This window comes from Streptomyces sp. NBC_00536, from assembly GCF_036346295.1.
In the GTDB taxonomy this organism is placed as follows: domain Bacteria; phylum Actinomycetota; class Actinomycetes; order Streptomycetales; family Streptomycetaceae; genus Streptomyces.
The window spans coordinates 3497470-3516888 of the sequence record NZ_CP107819.1; the positions used below are offsets into that span (position 1 = coordinate 3497470).

Annotated in this window: 19 protein-coding genes; 8 read left to right on the forward strand and 11 right to left on the reverse strand. The window is 72.3% G+C overall.

What is annotated here, in order from left to right:
- Position 1: 1 nt before the first annotated feature.
- Genes OHS33_RS15155 through OHS33_RS15165 form a run of 3 tightly spaced genes read right to left on the reverse strand, consistent with a single transcriptional unit; the run spans position 2 to position 3856 of the window.
- A complete protein-coding gene (locus tag OHS33_RS15155) occupies positions 2-1510 on the reverse strand; it encodes an exopolysaccharide biosynthesis polyprenyl glycosylphosphotransferase (RefSeq protein WP_443065305.1) in 1509 nt (502 codons plus the stop codon).
- Complete coding sequence (locus tag OHS33_RS15160; protein ID WP_330330925.1) at positions 1507-2694, reverse strand: glycosyltransferase family 4 protein; 1188 nt, start codon at positions 2692-2694, stop codon at positions 1507-1509. Before OHS33_RS15160 ends, OHS33_RS15155 begins: the two co-directional genes overlap by 4 nt.
- Positions 2695-2740: 46 nt before the next feature.
- Positions 2741-3856, reverse strand: coding sequence for a DUF3344 domain-containing protein (locus OHS33_RS15165; protein ID WP_330330926.1), 1116 nt, complete (start codon positions 3854-3856; stop codon positions 2741-2743).
- 175 nt (positions 3857-4031) lie between these two features.
- Between OHS33_RS15165 and OHS33_RS15170 the strand changes: the two genes are divergently transcribed.
- The 5 genes from OHS33_RS15170 (at position 4032) to OHS33_RS15190 (ending at position 7207) form a co-directional block, all read left to right on the forward strand.
- Positions 4032-4286 (forward strand): chaplin, encoded by a 255-nt coding sequence (locus OHS33_RS15170; protein WP_330330927.1) that lies wholly within the window; start codon positions 4032-4034, stop codon positions 4284-4286.
- Positions 4287-4404: 118 nt separating this feature from the next.
- Positions 4405-4815: a rodlin gene (locus OHS33_RS15175; RefSeq protein ID WP_330330928.1), complete on the forward strand. Its 411-nt coding sequence runs from the start codon at positions 4405-4407 to the stop codon at positions 4813-4815.
- 246 nt (positions 4816-5061) lie between these two features.
- Complete coding sequence (locus OHS33_RS15180; RefSeq protein ID WP_330330929.1) at positions 5062-5295, forward strand: chaplin; 234 nt, start codon at positions 5062-5064, stop codon at positions 5293-5295.
- 121 nt (positions 5296-5416) lie between these two features.
- Positions 5417-6673 (forward strand): chaplin, encoded by a 1257-nt coding sequence (locus tag OHS33_RS15185; protein WP_330330930.1) that lies wholly within the window; start codon positions 5417-5419, stop codon positions 6671-6673.
- 189 nt (positions 6674-6862) lie between these two features.
- Positions 6863-7207, forward strand: coding sequence for a hypothetical protein (locus tag OHS33_RS15190; protein ID WP_330330931.1), 345 nt, complete (start codon positions 6863-6865; stop codon positions 7205-7207).
- An 80-nt stretch (positions 7208-7287) separates the two neighbouring features.
- Here OHS33_RS15190 and OHS33_RS15195 read toward each other — a convergent pair whose 3' ends face one another.
- Together OHS33_RS15195 and OHS33_RS15200 are read right to left on the reverse strand one after the other, a co-directional pair.
- Positions 7288-7527, reverse strand: coding sequence for a chaplin (locus OHS33_RS15195; RefSeq protein ID WP_330330932.1), 240 nt, complete (start codon positions 7525-7527; stop codon positions 7288-7290).
- A gap of 147 nt (positions 7528-7674) precedes the next feature.
- The gene (locus OHS33_RS15200; RefSeq protein WP_330330933.1) at positions 7675-8118 is read right to left on the reverse strand and encodes a hypothetical protein; all 444 of its coding nucleotides are present in this window, start codon (positions 8116-8118) and stop codon (positions 7675-7677) included.
- A 271-nt stretch (positions 8119-8389) separates the two neighbouring features.
- On the opposite strand from OHS33_RS15200, the gene OHS33_RS15205 reads away from it, so the two are divergent.
- Positions 8390-8797 (forward strand): rodlin, encoded by a 408-nt coding sequence (locus tag OHS33_RS15205; RefSeq protein WP_443065448.1) that lies wholly within the window; start codon positions 8390-8392, stop codon positions 8795-8797.
- A gap of 125 nt (positions 8798-8922) precedes the next feature.
- Here OHS33_RS15205 and OHS33_RS15210 read toward each other — a convergent pair whose 3' ends face one another.
- On the reverse strand, positions 8923-9573 hold the full coding sequence (locus OHS33_RS15210) for a vitamin K epoxide reductase family protein (protein WP_330330935.1): 651 nt from the start codon (positions 9571-9573) through the stop codon (positions 8923-8925).
- 192 nt (positions 9574-9765) lie between these two features.
- Here OHS33_RS15210 and OHS33_RS15215 point away from each other — a divergent pair, with 192 nt between their 5' ends.
- Positions 9766-10533 carry a DUF6227 family protein gene (locus OHS33_RS15215; RefSeq protein ID WP_330330936.1) on the forward strand — a complete coding sequence of 256 codons (768 nt, stop codon included), beginning with the start codon at positions 9766-9768 and terminating at the stop codon, positions 10531-10533.
- Positions 10534-10554: 21 nt separating this feature from the next.
- Here the strand turns inward: OHS33_RS15215 and OHS33_RS15220 are convergent, their stop codons facing one another.
- The 4 genes from OHS33_RS15220 to OHS33_RS15235 form a co-directional block, all read right to left on the reverse strand.
- The gene (locus OHS33_RS15220) at positions 10555-12999 is read right to left on the reverse strand and encodes a PTS fructose transporter subunit IIABC (protein ID WP_330330937.1); all 2445 of its coding nucleotides are present in this window, start codon (positions 12997-12999) and stop codon (positions 10555-10557) included.
- Positions 12996-13949 (reverse strand): 1-phosphofructokinase, encoded by a 954-nt coding sequence (gene pfkB, locus OHS33_RS15225; protein WP_330330938.1) that lies wholly within the window; start codon positions 13947-13949, stop codon positions 12996-12998. The genes OHS33_RS15220 and pfkB overlap by 4 nt, the downstream gene beginning before the upstream one ends.
- Entirely contained in the window at positions 13946-14707 is a 762-nt protein-coding gene (locus tag OHS33_RS15230; RefSeq protein ID WP_330330939.1) for a DeoR/GlpR family DNA-binding transcription regulator, read from the reverse strand. Before OHS33_RS15230 ends, pfkB begins: the two co-directional genes overlap by 4 nt.
- Positions 14708-14841: 134 nt before the next feature.
- Positions 14842-16458 (reverse strand): MFS transporter, encoded by a 1617-nt coding sequence (locus tag OHS33_RS15235; RefSeq protein WP_330330940.1) that lies wholly within the window; start codon positions 16456-16458, stop codon positions 14842-14844.
- Positions 16459-16521: 63 nt separating this feature from the next.
- Between OHS33_RS15235 and OHS33_RS15240 the strand changes: the two genes are divergently transcribed.
- The gene (locus tag OHS33_RS15240; protein WP_330330941.1) at positions 16522-17499 is read left to right on the forward strand and encodes a helix-turn-helix transcriptional regulator; all 978 of its coding nucleotides are present in this window, start codon (positions 16522-16524) and stop codon (positions 17497-17499) included.
- A 722-nt stretch (positions 17500-18221) separates the two neighbouring features.
- On the opposite strand, the gene OHS33_RS15245 is transcribed toward OHS33_RS15240, so the two are convergent.
- Positions 18222-19208 (reverse strand): sigma-70 family RNA polymerase sigma factor, encoded by a 987-nt coding sequence (locus OHS33_RS15245; protein ID WP_330330942.1) that lies wholly within the window; start codon positions 19206-19208, stop codon positions 18222-18224.
- Between the last annotated feature and the right edge of the window lie 211 nt (positions 19209-19419).

The window sequence follows — 19419 nt, forward strand, 5'->3', positions numbered from 1 at the left end:
CTCAGCTGCCTCCCAGCCGGAAGCGGAAGAAGGAGGCCGCGGTGCGGGCCAGGATCCACAGGTCCTGCCAGAGCGACCAGGTGTCGATGTAGTGGTTGTCGAAGCGGGCCCGGTCCTCGATGGAGGTGTCGCCGCGCAGGCCGTTGATCTGGGCCAGCCCGGTGATGCCGACGGGCATCCGGTGGCGGGCCTCGTAGCCGGGGTGGATGCTGGCGAACTTGGCGACGAAGAAGGGCCGTTCCGGCCGGGGTCCGACCAGGCTCATGTCACCGCGCACCACGTTCCACAGCTGGGGCAGTTCGTCGAGCGAGGACTTGCGCAGGAAGGAGCCGACGGGGCCCATCCGGTTGTCGTTGGCGACGGTCCAGCGGGTCGCGGACTCGTGTTCGTCGGCCGGGCGCAGAGTGCGGAACTTGAGCAGGGTGAAGGGGCGCCCGTACAGGCCCACGCGCTCCTGACGGAAGATCACCCCCGGTCCGTCGCTGAGCCGTACGGCGAGCGCGCACAGGCCCATGACGGGCGCGGCGGCGCAGAGCGCGAGGGCGGCGAGGGTGGAGTCGATGATCCGCTTCCCGTACCGCTCCAGCGCGCGGGCCGGGCGCGGCAGCAGCGGCTGTACGGAGTACCCCCACAGGTGGTCGGCGGGCTGCGCCACCCGCATGCCGGTGACCTTCGCGGTTCCGGCGGGGTCGGCGAGCCAGAGGCGGCAGCCGTGGTCGTGGAAGAGCCGCACCAGCGAGGCGGTGCGCTCGTCGGCCTCCGGCGGGCGGGTGAAGACCGCGTGGCGCACGGAGTTCTGGATGACCGCGCGCCGGATGTCCTCGTGGGTGGCGAGGAGGGGCAGCCCGGTCCCGGTGACGTCGTCGGCGCCCCCGGCGGTGTCGGCGAGGCCGACCGGGCGCAGCCCGTATTCGGGGCGCCCGTGCAGGGCTGCGGCCACCGCGCCCGCCCCGGCGCCGGGGCCGACGACCAGCGCGGAGCGGGGGGCGCGTACGGCCGTACGCCTGCGGAGCTGGTTGACGAGCCCGCGTCCGGCGCAGGCCAGCAGGAACTGCAGGCAGACGCAGGTGAGCAGGACTCCCCAGCCGAGGGCGCGCTGCGGGGCGGCGGCGGCCACGACGGCGGCGACCCCGCACCACAGCACCGCCGCCCGGCCCGCGAGCGTGGGCAGTTCGAGCAGCGCGGAGGGCGCGAGGCGCGGCCGGTAGAGCCCGGCCTGGGCGTGCAGCGCGGCCGCGAGCAGGGCGATCGGCGCGGCCGCCTGCCCGGGCAGGTCCAGTCCGGGCAGGGTGGTCGTGGTGAGTACGGCGGCCAGCGCGTCGACGGTCAGCAGCGGGCCGATCCCGTCGCGGCGGCGGACCCGCTGCGGGCGCAGGACGGGCCGGGCCTGTTCGGCCTTGGGGCCGCGCGGCGGGTGGATGGCGGCCGCGGAGCGCCGGACGGCGGTGGTGCCCGCGGGCCCCGTACCGCTCTGCCCGGTGGGCCGGGCGTGTGCGCTGTCCATCGTCATCGGCTGATGCGCTCCTGGTTCAAGGGCCGGGGCCTGCCCAGCAGTTCGTGGTACAGACCGGTGACCGCGTCCGTGGTCCGCCGCACGTCGAACTCGGTCCGCGCGTGCTGCTGCGCCCGCTCGCCCAGCTCGGCGAGCAGCCGCGGTTCGGCCAGCAGCCGGCCGAGCGCTTTGGCCAAGGCCGTCGGGTCCTCCGGCGGCACCAGGCACACGGCGCCCTGGCCTGGCGGCAGGCTCTCCCGGGCGCCGCTCACGTCGGAGACCAGGACCGGGCGGCCACAGGCCATGGCTTCGAGCGGGGCGAGCGCCATCCCTTCCCACCGCGACGGAAGTACAACGAGATCGGCGGCCCGAAGCCACGGTCGGATGTCCGCGGCGGCTCCGGCGAAGTGCACCCGGGGCGGCGCCGTCCGGCGCAGCCGTTCGGTGTCGGGGCCGTCGCCGACCAGGACCAGCCGGGCGTCCGGGACGTTGCCGAGCAGCTCCGGCCAGGCGCGCAGCAGCACGTCCTGGCCCTTCTGCTGGCAGATCCTGCCGACGCAGACGGCGAGCGGCCCGCCGTCCGCGAACCCGGCGGGCAGCGGCAGTGCGGCCCGGGCGGCCGCCTTGTCGTCGACCTGGGAGGCCTCGTCTGCGCCGCCGCGGCCGCCGGGGCGGAAGTGGCCGAGGTCGACCCCGTTGCGGATCACCGACCAGGCGGCGGTGATGCCCGCCGACTCGCCCGCGCGCCGTTCGGCCTCGCTGACGCAGAGCACCCGGTCGGCCCAGCGGGCACCGAAGCGCTCCCAGCGCAGGGCGAGCGCGCCGGTGGCTCCGGCGGCCGCGTCGAAGGACCAGGCGTGCGGCTGGAAGACGGTGGGCAGCGCCCCGCGCACGGCGAGCCGCCCGGCCAGGCCCGCCTTGGCGCTGTGCGCGTGCAGCAGGTCTGGGCGGACGCGGCGGACGAGCCGGGCCGCGCCGCTCACCTCGGCGGCGAGCCCGGGCCCGGGGGCCCGGCCGGCCCGCCAGGTGAACACCTGGGCCCCGGCGTCCCGGGCGCCGTCGGCGAGCTGTCCGCCGCGCGGGCAGCCGACGACGACGCGCAGGCCCGCGGCGCTCTGGGCACGGACGAGATCGATGACGACCCGGGCGACACCGCCCTCCACTGGCTGGACGAGATGGAAGACGGTCACATGTTCTGACACATGCTCCGGCACTGGTTCTGACGGCACGTGGAGCGGTCTCCTGCGATCAGCGGCGCGCGTCTGTCTGAACGAAGAGCACGCCGAGGAAATGACCCTGGTTTTCGCCCGTGAGCCTGAACGTCAGGTTGCGGGCACCACCGGACAGGGCGGGACTCAGGTCGAACACGTCCGCGTCATATCCGAGATTATTCATATTTTCAGGCTGTCGTACCGAAGCGGAATGCCCGAAATCCGTGATGGTCGAATTCATCACGTCATTGAACGGGTTTTCGCCGTCGCTCAGATTCAACCGCCGACCGCTGTCGGCGGTCACGGTGAGCGAGTCCCCGAGGACCCCGCGGTCCCCGTCGTAACCGACGAGCCCTACCCGGCCCGTCGCCTCGGCGGGCGCGTCCAGACCGGACACCTCCACCGTCTCGGCGGCCAGCTGACCGGCCCCGGCCCGCAGTTCCTCGAAGCCGTCCCACACCGCGACCCGGCGCACCGGCTCCTGCGGCTGTTCGTAGGCCGCCACCAGCGTCCAGCCGCCCCACGCGCCCACCGGCGAGTTCCCCATGGCGATGTTGATCTGGGCCACCGTCCACATCCCGGTGCCCCCCTTGCGGACCATCGGGGTGACGTCGGCGGACGCCTGATAGGCATCGCTGCCCGCGTCGGAACGGTGCCCGATCACGGTGTCGGCCAGCACTTCCTTGTACGCGCCGCCCGGTTCGGCGACGAGCACCCGGCCGCTGTCCTCCGGCGGCTTCTGCTCCCCGACGCGCAGGTTCCCGCCCCAGTACAGGCGGGCGTAGGCGACCTTCGCGCCCTTCGGGATCTTCAGCTCGGCGCGGGTGGAGTTGTAGGTGTCGGGGTCCTTGTCGACGTCGCTGTAGAACATGTCGAAGTCGTTGTTCACCCCGGCGGCGCCGCGCTTGACGTCCTCGCACGGCTCGGCCTGCGGGGACTCCTCCTTGCGGCAGCTGATGCCCGCGTTGGACGCCCGTACGAGCCCACCGTGCAGCTCGGCCTGATAACGCTGGGTGAAGGGGATACGGGCCTTTTCGCGGGCCGCCGGAGCCTTCGGGGGCGGACCCGCGGCGTCCGCCGCAGAAACGTTCACCGAAAGTGCGAGGCAGGACAGCAGGGCGAGCGAACCGAGGATTCTGCGGGAGGAACCCATGACCCTGTCTCCATTTTCGATCAAGGGGACAAAACAGGAGTGAACTTTGTCAGAAATCAAGCTGGAAATCACGCCGGACTCGCGCGTACGGCCTTTTGGGCGATACCACGCACCCTTGCGGATGGCACGTCGTTATGGAGGTGCACCATTGTTCGAACCGAAAGGGATAACGGAGATGAAGAAGAGGCTGATGCGCGGCACCACGCTGGCCGTCGCGGGCGCTGCGATGCTGATGGGCGGCGCGGGCCTCGCCTCCGCGCACGGTGGCGACGGCGCCTCCGCGCAGGGCGTGACCAAGGACTCCCCCGGTGTCCTCAGCGGCAACCTGCTCCAGGTCCCGGTCGACGTTCCGGTGAACGTGTGTGGCAACACCGTCAACGTGATCGCCCTGCTCAACCCGGCGTTCGGCAGCAAGTGTGTGAACGCCTGACCGTCAACCGTGCCGCCCGAAACGTCGGCATCCGAGTGAAGCCACGCAACCCCCACCGGGGCGGGGCCGTTGTTCCGGGTGCTCCTGTACCGGGCAATCCTGCAGAAAAGGGACGATTGTGATCAAGAAGATGATGGCCACCGCGGCTGTTGCCGCCTCCGTCGTGGGCATGGGCGCGGCCATGGCCCCGCAGGCGATGGCTATCGGGAACGACAACGGCGTCAACACCGCCAACGGCAACAACGCCGCGCAGATCTACGGCAACCAGGCCACCTACGGGAACATGAGCCCGCAGATGGCGCTGGTCCAGGGCTCCCTGAACAAGCCCTGCATCGCCCTGCCGGCCAAGGCCAATGTGCAGTCGGTGCTGGCGCTGATCAACGTCGGCGTCCAGGACATCCCCGTCCTGTCCAACCCGATGAACCAGCAGTGCACCGAGAACTCCACCCAGGCCAAGGGCGACGAGCCGCTGTCGCACATCCTGGACAACATCCCGGTCCTCTCGGGCAACGCCTCCAGCGGCAGCTGATCGCGGGACACACAGGCGGGGCCGCCGCACCTTCGGGTCGCGGCGGCCCCGCCTTGTGTCCGCTCCGCGCGGCGGGAATGCCCGGGTATATCCCACCGCATTCCCGCGGCCGGGGCATCGGAGTGAATTCGATCCAGGCCGCACGAGACGCTCCGACTTTCGCGGTCCGTGCGGTTTCTTTTCCCCGGACCACTCGTTGTTATTCATGCAGTGGATACGCCTCTGCGGGAAAGGATCGAAATTCTCATGACGTACAAGAAGGCAGTTGTGCTGGCCGCCGGCGTTCTGATGGCCGTTGGTGCCGCCGCCCCCGCCATGGCTGACGCCGACGCCCACGGTGCGGCCGTCGGCTCCCCCGGCGTCCTGTCCGGCAACCTCCTCCAGGTGCCGGTGCACATCCCGGTCAACGTCTGCGGCAACACGGTCAACGTGATCGCCCTGCTCAACCCGGCGTTCGGCACCGTCTGCATCAACAACTGACGAAGCGCTTGAGCCCGCAAGGGCAGACCTCCTCGGGGTGGCCTCGGAGTGCACGGCGGTGCACTCCGAGGCCACCTCCGATTCAGCACCGGCGGCCCCGCCGGTAGACAGGGAAGGACCCATGCGACAGGTACTGAGCCGGAAGGTACTGGGCAAGGGAGTGCTCACGGCCGCGGCGGCGTCGAGCCTGCTGTCGATCGCGACCGGTGCGGCCTACGCGCACACCGGAGCGAGCGCCGAGGCCGCGCACTCACCGGGCGTGCTCGCCGGGAACAGCGTCTCGGTACCGATCACGTTCTCGCCGAACGTCTGCGGCAACAGCGTGGACGCCGGGGCCGGTCTCAACCCGGCCATGGGCGGCACCTGCGTGACCACCGACGGCGGTGGGGGCGCGTACGGCGACCACGCCGACTACGAGCGCTACCTGAGCCGGGAGAACGCCGAGGCGTTCCAGCGCTACCTCGACGACCAGCGCGACGAGCACGACCAGCGCCAGGGCGAGCGGGAACCCGAGCGCGCGCCCGAGCGGCACGACGAGCGCGCGGGCAGCGGCAGGCACCGGATGCCCGAGCAGCGCGACCGCGGCCACGGGCAGGAACGCGGTCAGGAGCACGGCCAGGAAGCCGGGCAGGACCGCCACGAGGGCGCCCACCAGGGCGGCAACGGCGGCGGCGACGAGGACTGCGACGAGCACCCGCGGGCCACCCCGGCCCCGGCGGCCCACCACGCGCCCCCCGCGCCGAAGCCCGCGCACGCCAAGCCGAAGCCCGCCCCCGCGCACCACGCGGCGCCCCCGGCCCACCACGCGGCCCCCGCGCCGAAGCCGAAGCCCGCTCCGGCGCCCGCCGAAGCCCCCGAGCCCCGGCCGCAGCACCACGGCAGCGAGTTCGTCGAGCACCCGGCGGCTCCCGCCCCGGCACCGGCCCCTGCTCCGCAGGCCGCTCCCGCGCCCGCACCGCAGGCCGCCCCCGCCGCGCCCGCCCCGGCTCCGGCACCCGCCCCGATGCCCGCTCCGGCGCCCGTGACCGCGCCCGCCCCGGCGCCCGCCGCGGCTCCGGCCCCGCTGCCGGCGCCCGTACCCGCGCCCGTACCGGAGGCCGTACGTCCGGCGGCGCCCGCGGCCGACCAGCCCCCGGCCGCTCCGGCGGGCGACACCCCGATCCACCTGCCCCCGGCACCGGCCCCCGCGCCGGTCCGCGAGGCGCCCCCGGTCACGCTCCCGGCCCCGGCGCCGCAGACCCCGGCCCGCGCCCCGATGGCCGGACGGCCGATGCTGGCCGAGACGGGATCCGCGGGGCAGCCCGCGGCCGCCGCGGCCCTCGCCGCGGCCCTGCTGCTCGGCGGTTCGATCCTGTACCGGAGGTCCCGCGTCTCCTGACCCGGACCGGGCCGGCCGGGTCCGTAATACGGTCGGTAATCGGAAAAGATTCGCAAGCGGGATCGGCCGGAGAATCCATGTCGGATTCTCCGGCCGATTCCGTTCGGCGACAGAGTTTCCGCAGCCCCAAGGAATCGTTAGCCAGGGCGAAAGTGACGCGACGGTCGTCACTGGAAAAGGATTTCGATAATGAAGTACACGAAGGTCGCCGCTGTGCTCGCCGGCTCCGTCGCCGCCCTCGGCGCCGTGACCCCCGCCTTCGCGGCCGAGCCCGGAGCGCTGCCGCCCATGAGCCTGACGGGCGGGGTGACCGAGGTCCTCAACGCGGCCGCGCCCGTCTCCGCCTCGCTCCCGCAGACCGTGAGCAACGGGCTGGCCGAGCAGGGCGACACGGTGGGCAAGGTGGTGGGCACCGCGCAGAAGGTGAACCAGCTGCGCAACGCTGGGCCGACCGAGGCACTGGGCGCCGCCAACGCGGTCACCCAGCTGACCCCGATGCTGGGCGGCGTGAAGCTCAACAACGGCCACAACTGATCCCTCGCATCCCGCGCGAAACGACTGTGGGCGCCACCGGCGATGCCGGTGGCGCCCACAGTCACATGCGGTGGCTGACGTCAGTCGTTGACGCAGACCGAGCCGAAGGCCGGGTTCAGCAGACCGATGACGTTCACGGAGTTACCGCAGACGTTGACCGGCACGTGGACCGGGACCTGGAGCAGGTTGCCCGACAGGACACCGGGGGAACCCACGGCCGCGCCCTCGGCCGATGCGTCGGCGGCGGCGGAACCGGCGGCACCGGCCGCAGCGAGACCAGCGGCGGCCACGACGAGAGCGGCCTTCTTGGCAGAGTTCATGGGAATTGCACCTTCTGTTCGATGTCCTGCCCCGAACCGGGGCTCACAACAAACGAAACGGCCCAGCTCCCCAGACGACACGGCTCCGAACGGAATCAGACCTGTTCAGAGCAATAGTCGTAACCGCGACACGGCCACCGGTCCCCCCTAGCGGATGGGGATGTCCGGAAGATCCGGAAGGTCCGGCACCAGCTTGTCGTCCGCCGCGGGCGGGACGGCCGGGATCGCCGGGGCCTTGGGGATCTCGGGCAGCTTGATCTCCGGGAGCTTGACCCCCGGGATCTCCGGCAGCTTGATGTCGGGCAGCTTGATCTCCGGGATCCCCGGGATCGCCGGCAGCTTGATGAGGTCCGTCAGGGACTTCAGCAGGTCCTGCAGCGTCTTGGTGAGCCCGCCCAGCAGGTCGTCGATGGGCCCGGCCGCCGCCACGCGCTCGTCGATCTGCTGCTGGACCGTGGCCACCCGTTCGGTGAGCGCGGCACCCTTCTCACCGTCGAGGGCGCTCGCCGGAGCCGCGGCGCCGAGCAGTATGACCGCGGTCAGGGCCGAGGGGACGAGGATGCGGATGCGGGACGCCTTGGTGCGGGACATGGCGGTTCCTTCGGGTGAGCGGGCCAAATCGGACCAGGAAAGTCCGCTTCTCTCACCCACCGTGCTTATAGGCTCTACGGACCGCAACCGGATCATGAACCGCTGCGGGCTGCGTACGGGCTTCGCGCAGGCGTCCGGGGCGCTCTCACCCGGGGTGGGGAAAACCCGGCCCGGAACGGGCCGTTTGAGTGAAGCAGCGGAACCAACCCCATGACCGGGCAGTTGATCAGGGCGCTCCACTAGCGGGCACTCGTGCGACAAAAGGAACATGATGAACAAGCTCGTCCAGGCCACCCTGATCGGCGCCTCCGTGCTCACCGCGGGTGTCGCCACGGCCGCCCCGGCCCTGGCCATCGGCAACGACAACGGCATCAACACCGTGAACGGCAACGGCTCCTCGCAGGTGTACGGCAACCAGAAGACCACGGGCGACATGAGCCCGCAGCTCAGCCTGGTCCAGGGCTCCGCGAACAAGCCCTGTGTCGGCCTGCCGGTCAAGGTCAACGCCCAGTCGCTGGTGGCCCTGCTCAACGTCGGCGTCCAGGACATCAACGTCCTGTCCAACCCGATGAACCAGCAGTGCACCGAGAACTCCACCCAGGCGAAGGGCGACGAGTCCCTGTCGCACATCCTGGACAACATCCCGGTCCTCTCGGGCAACCTGTCCGCGGGCAGCTGACCACCGCTTTCGATTCCGGTCCGGGCCCCCGCGCCCGTGGAGCGAAGTGACAGGGCCCCGGCAGCTTCCAGCCGCCGGGGCCCTCGCCTGTGGGTTCGCAGGTCAGTTGTCAGCTGGTCAGCTGGTCAGCTGGTCCAGAACTCCCACCAGCGGGTGAGGATCAGCATCCCGATCACGCCGGTGTGCAGGGCGGGCGGGGCCCAGCCGAATTCGGTGAAGAAGCTCCTGACCGGCCGCGGCGCGGGCAGCACGCCGGTACGGACGTTCTGCGCGGTGACCGCCCAGAACATCAGCAGCGTCGCCACCCAGGCCAGGGTGCACCACAGGCACAGCGCGTTGATCTCGTACAGCGACTGCACCATCAGCCAGGTGCAGAAGCCGACGCCGAACAACGTGCCCGCGTTCAGCCCCAGCCAGAACCAGCCACGGTGGCGGGCGCCCGCGATCAGGGACATCCCGACGCACACCACGACGGCGTAACAGGCCAGTCCCAGCATGGGGTTGGGGAAGCCGAAGGCCGCCGCCTGCTCGCTCTGCATGACGCTGCCGCAGGAGACCACCGGATTGAGGCTGCAGGCGGGCTTGAAGTCCGGGTCCTCCAGCAGGAGGAACTTGTCGAGGGTGATCACCCACGAGGCGAGCAGCCCGGCCGCTCCCGTGAGGACCAGCAGCCAGGCGAGTGCGCGAGGGGTCGCGACCGGCTCGTCCGGCTCGCCTTCGGGTCGACCGCGGGTCTGCCCCTGCTGGCTGGGGACGCCCACTGTATTCGTTGCCATACGGCCCATAGTCCCGCACTCCGGCACCGATCGTGGCGAACCGGGGCCATACGTACGCAAGTTGACCGGATGGAGTGCCGGGAACCCCTGGCACTTCCCGGACGTTTTACCGAACCCCGGACGTGATGTCAGAGCCAGGGGCTACGTTGAGCTTCCGTGACGTGACAAGCTGCGACGGCCTGGAGACCCACCTTGAGCGATCCGTACGAGACAACCGAGGCGCACCTCGAGCGACTCCTGGGCCGCGCCCTCAACTCCTTCGACCTGCCGGACCGGTTGGTCGAGCGCCTCGGCACGGCGCTCGCCCACAGCTCCTCGCTCCACAGCACGCACCACGGTCCGGCGGCGGGCCGCTGGCGGGAGACCCACCGGCACACCTACCTGCTCGCCGACGGCGGCTCCGCGACGCTGTGGGAGCTGGCGTACCGGCTGGAGCACGACCGGGCGACCCGGCACGAGATCTTCATCAGCAAGGCGGAGGCCGCCCTGGCCGCGGTGCGCCTCTTCGGCGAGGACCCCGCCGCCGTGCGGGACTTCACGCTGATGGAGGAGGCCGAGGGCGAGCTCGCCGACCACGACGTGCTCAGCGCCCTGTTCGCCGCCTCCGCACCCGCCGGGGCGCACCGGGAGTACGCGGTGGAGCAGTCCGCCGACCACGCCCGCCGGGTGCTGCGCCGGGCGGAGAACACCGACCGGCCGGGTGAGGCGGTGGCGCGGCTGCTGACCTCGGCGTACGCGCACCGGATCACCCAGGCGTTCGGCACCCGGCAGTGCCTCGCGGACGGCCGGGGCGCCGGTTTCAGCCTCTACGAACACGCCTTCGTCCTGCTGGACGGGAGCGAACTGAGCCTGTGGGAGGTCGAGCACACGGCCACCCCGGACGGGCGGCACATGTGCGAGGTCTATGAGAGCGAAACGGCCGCGCGCGGAGCGATGGAGCTCCGCGCGCGGGTGAGGTGAGGTGAGCCGGTTCGGGGACGGTCAGGCGGCGACCGGGATCTTCGCCTCGGTCTCCGCCGCCGTACCGGTCTCCGCCGGGGCCGGGGCCTGGCGGCGCATCCCCTTGAGGAGGATGACCAGGCCCGCGGTGACGCCCGTACCGGCGGCGATCGCGATCAGGTAGAGCAGCGGGTTGCCGATCAGCGGGATGACGAAGATGCCGCCGTGCGGGGCCCGCAGGGTGCACTCGAAGGCCATCGAGAGGGCTCCGGTGACCGCGCCGCCCACCATGGAGGCCGGGATCACCCGCAGGGGGTCGGCGGCGGCGAAGGGGATGGCCCCCTCGCTGATGAACGAAGCGCCCAGGAACCAGGCGGCCTTGCCGTTGTCGCGTTCCGTCTTCGAGAAGAGGCGGCCGCGCACGGTGGTGGCCAGTGCCATGGCCAGCGGCGGCACCATGCCCGCGGCCATCACGGCGGCCATGACCTTCAGGCTGCCCTCGTTGGGGGTGGCGAGGCCGCCGATGGCGAAGGCGTAGGCGACCTTGTTGAGCGGACCGCCGAGGTCGAAGGTCATCATCAGGCCGAGGACGACCCCGAGGATGACCGCGTTGGCGCCGGAGAGGCCCGACAGCCAGTCGGTCAGGGCCTGCTGGAGCGAGGCGACCGGCTTGCCGACGACGAGGAACATCAGGAAGGCCGTCACGGCCGAGCCGATGAGCGGCAGCACCACCACCGGCATGATCCCGCGCAGCGCGGCCGGGACCCGGACCCGCTGGAGGGTCAGGACCGTGCCACCGGCTATCAGGCCGGCGATCAGACCGCCGAGGAAACCGGCGTTGACGGTGAGCGCGACGGCGCCGCCGACGAAGCCGGGGACCAGGCCGGGGCGGTCGGCCATGCCGTAGGCGATGTAACCGGCGAGCACCGGGACGAGGAAGCCGAAGGCGAGACCGCCGGTCTGGAAGAGGAGGGCCGCCCAGCTGGCGGACTCCGTCCAGACGAAGTGCTCGGCGACGGAGGGGGCCTTGTTGATGCCGTAGCCGCCGATGGCGAAGGCCAGGGCGATCATGAGGCCGCCCGCGGCGACGAAGGGGACCATGTAGCTGACGCCGGACATGAGCCAGGTGCGGAGCTTCGCGGCGTGGCTCTCGCCCTGGCTCTCGCCCTCCTGCGGGGCGGGGGTCGGCGTGGCGCCGCCGGTCTCGCCGCCGCCGGTCTCGCCGCGGGCGGCCTTCTCGCGGGCCTCCGCGAAGAGTTCGGCGGGGCGGTTGATCCCGGCCTTCACGCCGACGTCGACAGTGGGCTTGCCCGCGAAGCGGGCGCGGTCGCGGACGGGGACGTCGTGGGCGAAGACGACCGCGTCGGCGGCGGCGATGACGGCGGGGTCGAGCCGGGTGAACCCCGCGGAGCCCTGCGTCTCGACGGCGAGCTCGATCCCCTCCGCCGCGGCGGTGCGCTGGAGGGATTCGGCGGCCATGTAGGTGTGCGCGATCCCGGTCGGACACGAGGTGACGGCCACGACCCGAAATCCCCCTCCCCCGGTGCGGGCTGAAGTTGGCTGCGCCGCCCCGGCCCCGCTGGGGGCACCCCCCGCCCCGCCGGGGACACCCTCAGCCTCGCTGCGGCCACCCTCAGCCTCGCCGGGGACATCCCCGGCCCCGGGGAGGGCATTTTCAGCCTCGCCGGCGTTTGAGGCGCGGGTCCGGGCACAGCCCGGTACCGCCTCCGGCGGGCCCTCAAACGCCGGGCGGGCTGAAATTGGCTGCGCCACCCCGGCCTCGGTACGGGCACCCTCAGCCTCGCCGGCGATTGAGGCGCGGGTCCGGGCGGAGCCCGGTTGCGCCTCCGGCGGGCCCTCAAACGCCGGGCGGGCTGAAATTGGCTGCGCCACCCCGGCCTCGGAACCGGCAACCCCCGCCCCGCCAGGGACACCCCGAGCCCCGGGGGCACCCTCAGCCTCGCCGGCGATTGAGGCGCGGGTCCGGGCAGAGCCCGGTACCGCCTCCGGCGGGCCCTCAAACGCCGGGCGGGCTGAATCTGGCTGCGGGTCGGCGATGAGAGTGGCGGCTTGGGGTGGGGTGAGGGTGGTGCGGAGGGCTGCTACGAAGTCGGGGCGCATCAGGCGGCGGGCCAGGGAGGACAGGATCGTCAGGTGCGCGTCGTCGGCCCCCGCGGGGGCGGCGATCAGGAAGATCAGGTCCGCCGGCCCGTCCGGGGCGCCGAAGTCGACCCCGGACGGGGCCCGGCCGAAGGCGAGGGTGGGGGCGGACACGTGCGCACTGCGGCAGTGCGGGATGCCGATCCCGCCCTCCAGCCCGGTCGGCATCTGCGCCTCCCTCGCCGCCACGTCCGCGAGGAAGCCCTCCAGGTCGGTGACCCGGCCGAGCGCGAGCATGCGCCGGGCCAGGGACCGGACGGCCGCTTCCTTGGAGTCGGCGGTGAGGTCGAGGTCGACCAGCTCCGCAATGATCATCGGCTTGCTCATCGCTTGTCGCTCCGTTCGGACAGGGGGAGGTCCAGGGGGAGGTTCTGGGTGATGCGGACCTTGTCGGGGCGCAGGTCCGACGGGGTCGGCATGGCGCTGCCGGGGAGCTGGACCGCGGCCGCGCCGTGGGCCAGGGCCGAGGCGAGGGCCTCGGGGCCGGTGCCGCCCGCGATCAGGAAACCGGCCAGGGACGCGTCACCGGCGCCCACGTTGCTGCGTACCGCCGTGACGGCCGCCGTGCCGTAGTAGGTGCCCTCGGCGCTGACCAGGAGCTGGCCGTCGGCGCCGAGGGAGGCCAGTACCGCCCCGGCGCCCAGCGCGCGCAGCTCCTCGGCGGCCTCGACCACGTCGCCCAGGGTGGCCAGCGGACGCCCGACGGCGGCGGCGAGTTCCTCCGCGTTGGGCTTGATGACGTCGGGGCGGGCCGCCAGCGCGGCGGTCAGGGCCGGGCCGGAGGTGTCGAGGGCGATCCTGGCGCCCGCCGCGTGGGCGCGGGTGACCAGTTCGGCGTACCACGCGGGGGCGAGGCCCCGCGGGAGGCTGCCGCAGCAGGCGATCCAGTCGGCGCCGCCGGAGCAGCCGCGGACGGTCTCCAGGAGGAGGCCGGATTCGGCTTCGCTGAGTTCGGGACCGGCCGCGTTGATCTTCGTCAGGGTGCCGTCGGGTTCGGCGACGGAGATGTTGGAGCGGGTCTGGCCGGTGATCGTGACCGCGGTGACGTCCACACCCTGGGCGCCGAGGAGTTCGGCGATGAGGGTGCCGGGGGCGCCGCCCAGCGGGAGGACCGCCGTCGTACGGACCCCCGCGGCGGCGACGGCCCGGGAGACGTTGACGCCCTTGCCGCCGGGGTCGACCCGCTCGGCGGTGGCGCGGAGCACTTCGCCCCGGTCCAGCGCGGGGACCTCGTACGTCCGGTCCAGGGAGGGATTGGGGGTGACGGTGAGGATCATACGAGCACGACTTCCGTACCGGCGGCTTCGATCGCCGCCTTGTGTGCGGGGGCCAGGCCCCGGTCCGTGATGAGGAGGTCCACCTCGGCGAAGGTGCCGAAGCGGGCGAACTGCTCCTGCCCCGACTTCGAGGAGTCGGCCAGGACGACGACCCGCCGGGCGGCCGCGATCGCGGCGCGCTTGACGGCGGCTTCGGCCAGGTCGGGGGTGGTGAGCCCGCCCTGCGCGGTGAAGCCGTTCGTCGCGAGGAAGAGGACGTCGGCGCGGATCTCCGCGTACGCGCGCAGCGCCCAGGCGTCGACGGCGGCGCGCGTGCGGTGCCGGACCCTGCCCCCGACGAGGTGCAGGTCGATGCCGGTGTGGTCGGCGAGCCGGGCGGCGACGGGCAGCGCGTGGGTGACCACGGTGAGCACGGTCTCGACCGGGATGGCCGCCGCGAGGCGGGCGATGGTGCTGCCCGCGTCGAGGATGACGCTGCCGCCTTCGGGGAGTTCGGCGAGCGCGGCGGCCGCGATGCGGTCCTTCTCGTCGGCGGCGGTGGACTCGCGCTCGGTGAGGTCGGGCTCGAAGTCGAGGCGCCCGGCGGGGATGGCCCCGCCGTGGACGCGGCGGACGAGCCCGGCCCGGTCCAGGGCGGTGAGGTCGCGGCGTACGGTCTCGGCGGTGACCTGGAACTGCTCGGCGAGCGAGAGTACGTCGACCCGCCCTGCCTCGCGGGCGAGGCGGAGGATCTCCTGCTGGCGCTCCGGTGCGTACATGTGGGTTTACGTCCGTTCGATGCCCGACTCGGTGGGTTCTCTCGTACAGTACGCCCGAGGCGGCAGCAAAACAAAGAAAAACGGGCATGCCCGCCAATAAAGGCGGACATGCCCGTGAACTGGAGCCGGAGGGCCTAGGAGACCGGGACCTTCTCCAGGCTGATCTCGTCGCGGCCGTCACCACTGCCGTCGGCGTCCGCCCCGCCCTCGTGGGGGACGGCGGCCTGCTTGCGCGGCAGTGCGAACATCACCGCGAAGATCACGACGAGGACCGCGACGACCCACCACAGCGCACTGTGGAAGGCGTCGACGTACTGCGGCCCGAAGGCCACGTCCTTGTCGATCACGCCGAAGTAGACGACCGAGGTGAGGCCGAGACCGAGCGCGTTGCCCATCTGGCCGGTGGTGTTGATCAGGCCGGAGGCGGAACCGGCGTGCTCGCGCGGCACCTCCGAGAGGACCGTGTCGGTCAGCGGGGCCACGATCAGGCCCATGCCGATGCCCATGACCACCAGCGGGGCCGCCATCTGCCAGGAGGCGATGGCCATGCCGTAGTGCTGCGACTCCCAGATGTAGAGGAGCAGACCCGCGGCCATGGTCAGGGCGCCCGCCTGGAGCACCTTGCGGCCGAAGCGCGGCACCAGCTTCTGCACGGACAGGCCCGCGGCGGCCGAGACGGCGATGGAGAAGGGGATGCCGGTGGTGCCCGCGCGCAGCGCGGTCCAGCCGAGGCCCATCTGCATGTACAGCGTCCAGACCAGGAAGAAGATGCCGGTCGCGACACCGAAGGTGAGCTGGACCGCGATGCCGGCCGCGAAGCTCTTGACCTTGAACAGGGACAGCTCGACGAGCGGCGAACCGTCCTTGCGGATCTTGTACTTCTCGTACGCGATGAACCCGGCGATCAGGAACGGGACCGCGCCCATGCACAGGAAGCCCCACAGCGGCCAGTCGTTCTCGCGGCCCTGGGTGAGGGGGTAGATCAGCATGACCATGCCCGCGGTGGCGATGAGGACGCCGACGAGGTCGAGGCGCAGCGCGTTGGGCGCCTTGGACTCGGTGATGAACTTGCGGCCCAGGATCACGCCCGCGATGCCGACCGGCAGGTTGATCAGGAAGATCGGGCGCCATTCGAGGCCGAAGATGTTCCACTCGGTGAGCAGCGCGCCGAGCATGGGGCCGGAGACGGCGCCGAGACCGACGATCGCGCCGAACATGCCGAAGACCTTGCCGCGCTCGTGCGGCGGGAAGGTGACGTGGATGATGGCCAGCACCTGCGGGACCATCATCGCCGCCATCGAGCCCTGGAGCAGGCGGGACGTGACGAGCATGGCCGGGTTGGCGGCGATGCCGCAGAGCAGCGAGGCGGCGGTGAAGCCGGCGATGCCGATCAGGAAGAGGCGCTTGCGGCCGTAGATGTCACCGAGGCGGCCACCGGTGATCAGGCCGGCGGCGAAGGCGAGCGCGTAGCCCGCGGTGATCCACTGGATGGCGCTGGTCGAGGCGTGCAGGTCGCCCCGCATGCTGGGTATCGCGATGTTGACGATGGTGACGTCGACCAGGTCCATGAAGGCCGCGGTCATCACGATGGCGAGCGCCAGCCAGCGGCGGCGGTCGGCCTTGGCGTCCAGCGGGGTGCTCTCGCCCCACCCGTCGGACTTCGGCGCGGGCTTGGGTACTGCGGACGTCCGCTCTGCTGGTTCGGGCCCGGTCTCGTTCTCGGGCGATGTCTTCGATGTCTCCGTGCTCATGAGGAGAAACCTAGACGGCATGTAGGTCAGTTGGTGTCCTATTTCCCTGGCAATCTGGAAGACATGACCGACACCCCCGCACGGCTGCTGACCCTGCTGTCCCTGCTCCAGACCCCCCGCGAATGGCCCGGGAGCGAGCTGGCGGACCGGCTCGGCGTCAGCTCGCGGACCATCCGGCGCGACATCGACCGGCTGCGGGACCTGGGGTACCCGGTCGAGGCCACGCTGGGCGCGGAGGGCGGGTACAGGCTGGTGGCGGGGGCCGCGATGCCGCCGCTGGTACTGGACGACGAGGAGGCCGTGGCCATCGCGGTCGGGCTGCGGGCCGGGGCCGGGCACGCGATCGAGGGGGTCGAGGAGGCGTCCGTACGGGCGCTGGCCAAGCTGGAACAGGTACTGCCCTCGCGGCTGCGGCACCGGGTCAGCTCCCTGCAGTCGGCGACGGTCGCCCTGACCCGCGGGGACGGGGCCAGCATCGACCCGCGGACGCTCACGACGATCGCGTCCGCGACGGCCGGGCAGGAACGGCTGCGGTTCGCCTACCGGGCGGCGGACGGGACCGGGACGCGGCGGCTGGTGGAACCGAACCGGCTGGTCAGCACCGGGCGGCGGTGGTACCTGGTCGCCTACGACCTCGACCGGGACGACTGGCGGACCTTCCGGGTGGACCGGGTGAGCGAGCCGTTCGCGACCGGGGCCAGGTTCGCGGCGCGGGAGCTGCCGATGGACGCGGTGGCGTTCGTGGAGCGGGGGCTGCGGCGGGGCGGGGGCGGGGGGCGGGGGACGTACGAGGTCGAGCTGCACTTCGCGGTGGCGGCGGAGGAGGTGCCGGGCTGGCTGGGGGCGGCGGAGGCCGATCCTGCCGGGGGGTGCCGGGTGCGGTTCGCCTGCGGCGACGCGCCGGAGTGGCTGGCGGCGCGGCTCGCCCTGACGGGGCTGCCGTTCACCGTCCTGGCGCCGGCGTCCCTGGCCGCGACCGCGCTGGCGCTGGGCACCCGGCTGTCCGCGTCCGCGGCCCCGTCGGCGTCCGCGCCCGCGTAACCGTGGCCCCTGGCCGGGCCGGGCCGGGCCGGGCCGGGCGCGGTGCGACCACTGGACGCCGTACCCGGCCCCCGTTGCCTCCGGCGGGCCCTCAAACGCCGGGCAGGCTGGAATTGGCTGAGCCTGTGCGCCCGGTGCGGGCGGGATTTGGCCGGGCCTGTGGGGCCGGTGCGGGCTGCCGGGAGCGAATGTGGCTGGGCCGGTACGACCGTGCGCGCCGTACCCGGCTCCCGTTGCCTCCGGCGGGCCCTCAAACGCCGGGCAGGCTGGACTTGGCCCGGCCTGTCCGACCGGTGCGGGCGGGATTTGGCCGGGCCCGTACAACCGGTGCGGGCTGGAATTGGCCGGGCCCGTACAACCGGTGCGGGCTGGGTTTGGCTCCGCCGGTGCGACCGGTGCGGGCTGCCGGGGAAGGTTCCGGGGCCCCGAGGGGTATTTCAGCCTGCCCGGCGATTGAGGGCCCGCCGGAGGCTGCTGTGGCGGGCACGGCAGCCTCCGGCGGTGGGAAATCCAGCCCGCCCGGCGTTTGAAGGCCCGCCGGAGGCTGCTGTGGCGGGCACGGCTCGGGGTGGGAAATCCAGCCTGCCCGGCGATTGAGGGCCCGCCGGAGGCTGCGCAGGGGCGTGCGGCCCGCGGCGGACGATTCGGTCTGCCCGGTGGTGGGGGTGTGGGGGAGCCCCGGCACCCGGGGGGGGTGGGTGCCGGGGCTCGTTCGGGGGGGGTTAGGCGACCGCGTCGAAGCCCGTGTCGCGGGCCATTCGCTTCAGCTCCAGGAGCGCGTGCTTCTCGATCTGGCGGATCCGCTCGCGCGTCAGCCCGTGCTGCTTGCCGACCTCGGTCAGGGTCCGCTCCCGGCCGTCGTCGATCCCGTACCGCATCTTGATGATCGACGCGGTGCGCTGGTCGAGCTTGGCGATCAGGTCCTCCAGCTCCTCGCTCCGCAGGAGCGACATGACCGACTGCTCCGGCGAGACGGCGGACGTGTCCTCCAGCAGGTCACCGAACTGCGTGTCGCCCTCGTCGTCGACCGCCATGTTCAGGCTGACCGGGTCGCGCGCCCAGTCCAGGACGTCACCGACGCGCTTCTCGGTGGAGTCGAGTTCGGCGGCGATCTCCGCGTGCTCCGGGTCGCGGCCGTTCTCGCGGTTGAACTCGCGCTGCACCCGGCGGATCCGGCCGAGCTCCTCGACCAGGTGGACGGGGAGGCGGATGGTGCGGGACTGGTCGGCGATGGAGCGGGTGACGGCCTGGCGGATCCACCACGTGGCGTACGTGGAGAACTTGAAGCCCTTCGCGTAGTCGAACTTCTCGACCGCGCGCACCAGGCCCGCATTGCCCTCCTGGATCAGGTCGAGCAGGGGCAGCCCGCTGCGCGGATAGCGCCGGGCCACGGCGACGACGAGGCGCAGGTTCGAGCGGATGAAGACTTCCTTGGCCCGCTCGCCCTCGGCGGCGAGCAGTTCCAGCTCCTCCGTCGTGGGGAGCGCGTCACCCTCTCGCTCTATCCGGCCGTCGAGGATCTGCTGGGCGTACACGCCCGCCTCGATGATCTGGGACAGCTCGACTTCCTTCGCCGCGTCGAGCAGCGGAGTGCGCGCGATCTCGTCCAGGTACATGCCGACCAGGTCGCGATCGGCGATCTCCCGGCCCACAGCGCGCGCGCTGCCGGCACTGGAGGACTGACGACGGGCGACGGCGCGGGTTGCCATGCGTGCTCCCTTGCGATGAGTTCGGTCGCGGTGCGGCTACTGCTGGGTGGGACACTCTCCCGAGTGCCCGCATCCGAAGGAAACAACGACTGGAATCGGGACAGAATTCCCACGCCGCATCCTTTTTTCGAGATCTTGCAGTATCCTGCCCCGCCACGAGGCGGCGCACGAGGCCGTCAGATCCCGCGGAGGCGCAGGTCAGGCCCCGCGG

What these genes read in the sequence shown, in the direction of transcription:
- OHS33_RS15155 (WP_443065305.1), bottom strand. Translation starts at nt 1,510, where the DNA reads ATGACGATGGACAGCGCACACGCCCGGCCCACCGGGCAGAGCGGTACG.
- OHS33_RS15165 (WP_330330926.1), bottom strand. Translation starts at nt 3,856, where the DNA reads ATGGGTTCCTCCCGCAGAATCCTCGGTTCGCTCGCCCTGCTGTCCTGC.
- OHS33_RS15170 (WP_330330927.1), top strand. Translation starts at nt 4,032, where the DNA reads ATGAAGAAGAGGCTGATGCGCGGCACCACGCTGGCCGTCGCGGGCGCT.
- OHS33_RS15180 (WP_330330929.1), top strand. Translation starts at nt 5,062, where the DNA reads ATGACGTACAAGAAGGCAGTTGTGCTGGCCGCCGGCGTTCTGATGGCC.
- OHS33_RS15185 (WP_330330930.1), top strand. Translation starts at nt 5,417, where the DNA reads ATGCGACAGGTACTGAGCCGGAAGGTACTGGGCAAGGGAGTGCTCACG.
- OHS33_RS15190 (WP_330330931.1), top strand. Translation starts at nt 6,863, where the DNA reads ATGAAGTACACGAAGGTCGCCGCTGTGCTCGCCGGCTCCGTCGCCGCC.
- OHS33_RS15195 (WP_330330932.1), bottom strand. Translation starts at nt 7,527, where the DNA reads ATGAACTCTGCCAAGAAGGCCGCTCTCGTCGTGGCCGCCGCTGGTCTC.
- OHS33_RS15200 (WP_330330933.1), bottom strand. Translation starts at nt 8,118, where the DNA reads ATGTCCCGCACCAAGGCGTCCCGCATCCGCATCCTCGTCCCCTCGGCC.
- OHS33_RS15205 (WP_443065448.1), top strand. Translation starts at nt 8,390, where the DNA reads ATGAACAAGCTCGTCCAGGCCACCCTGATCGGCGCCTCCGTGCTCACC.
- OHS33_RS15210 (WP_330330935.1), bottom strand. Translation starts at nt 9,573, where the DNA reads ATGGCAACGAATACAGTGGGCGTCCCCAGCCAGCAGGGGCAGACCCGC.
- OHS33_RS15220 (WP_330330937.1), bottom strand. Translation starts at nt 12,999, where the DNA reads ATGAGCAAGCCGATGATCATTGCGGAGCTGGTCGACCTCGACCTCACC.
- pfkB (WP_330330938.1), bottom strand. Translation starts at nt 13,949, where the DNA reads ATGATCCTCACCGTCACCCCCAATCCCTCCCTGGACCGGACGTACGAG.
- OHS33_RS15230 (WP_330330939.1), bottom strand. Translation starts at nt 14,707, where the DNA reads ATGTACGCACCGGAGCGCCAGCAGGAGATCCTCCGCCTCGCCCGCGAG.
- OHS33_RS15235 (WP_330330940.1), bottom strand. Translation starts at nt 16,458, where the DNA reads ATGAGCACGGAGACATCGAAGACATCGCCCGAGAACGAGACCGGGCCC.
- OHS33_RS15240 (WP_330330941.1), top strand. Translation starts at nt 16,522, where the DNA reads ATGACCGACACCCCCGCACGGCTGCTGACCCTGCTGTCCCTGCTCCAG.
- OHS33_RS15245 (WP_330330942.1), bottom strand. Translation starts at nt 19,208, where the DNA reads ATGGCAACCCGCGCCGTCGCCCGTCGTCAGTCCTCCAGTGCCGGCAGC.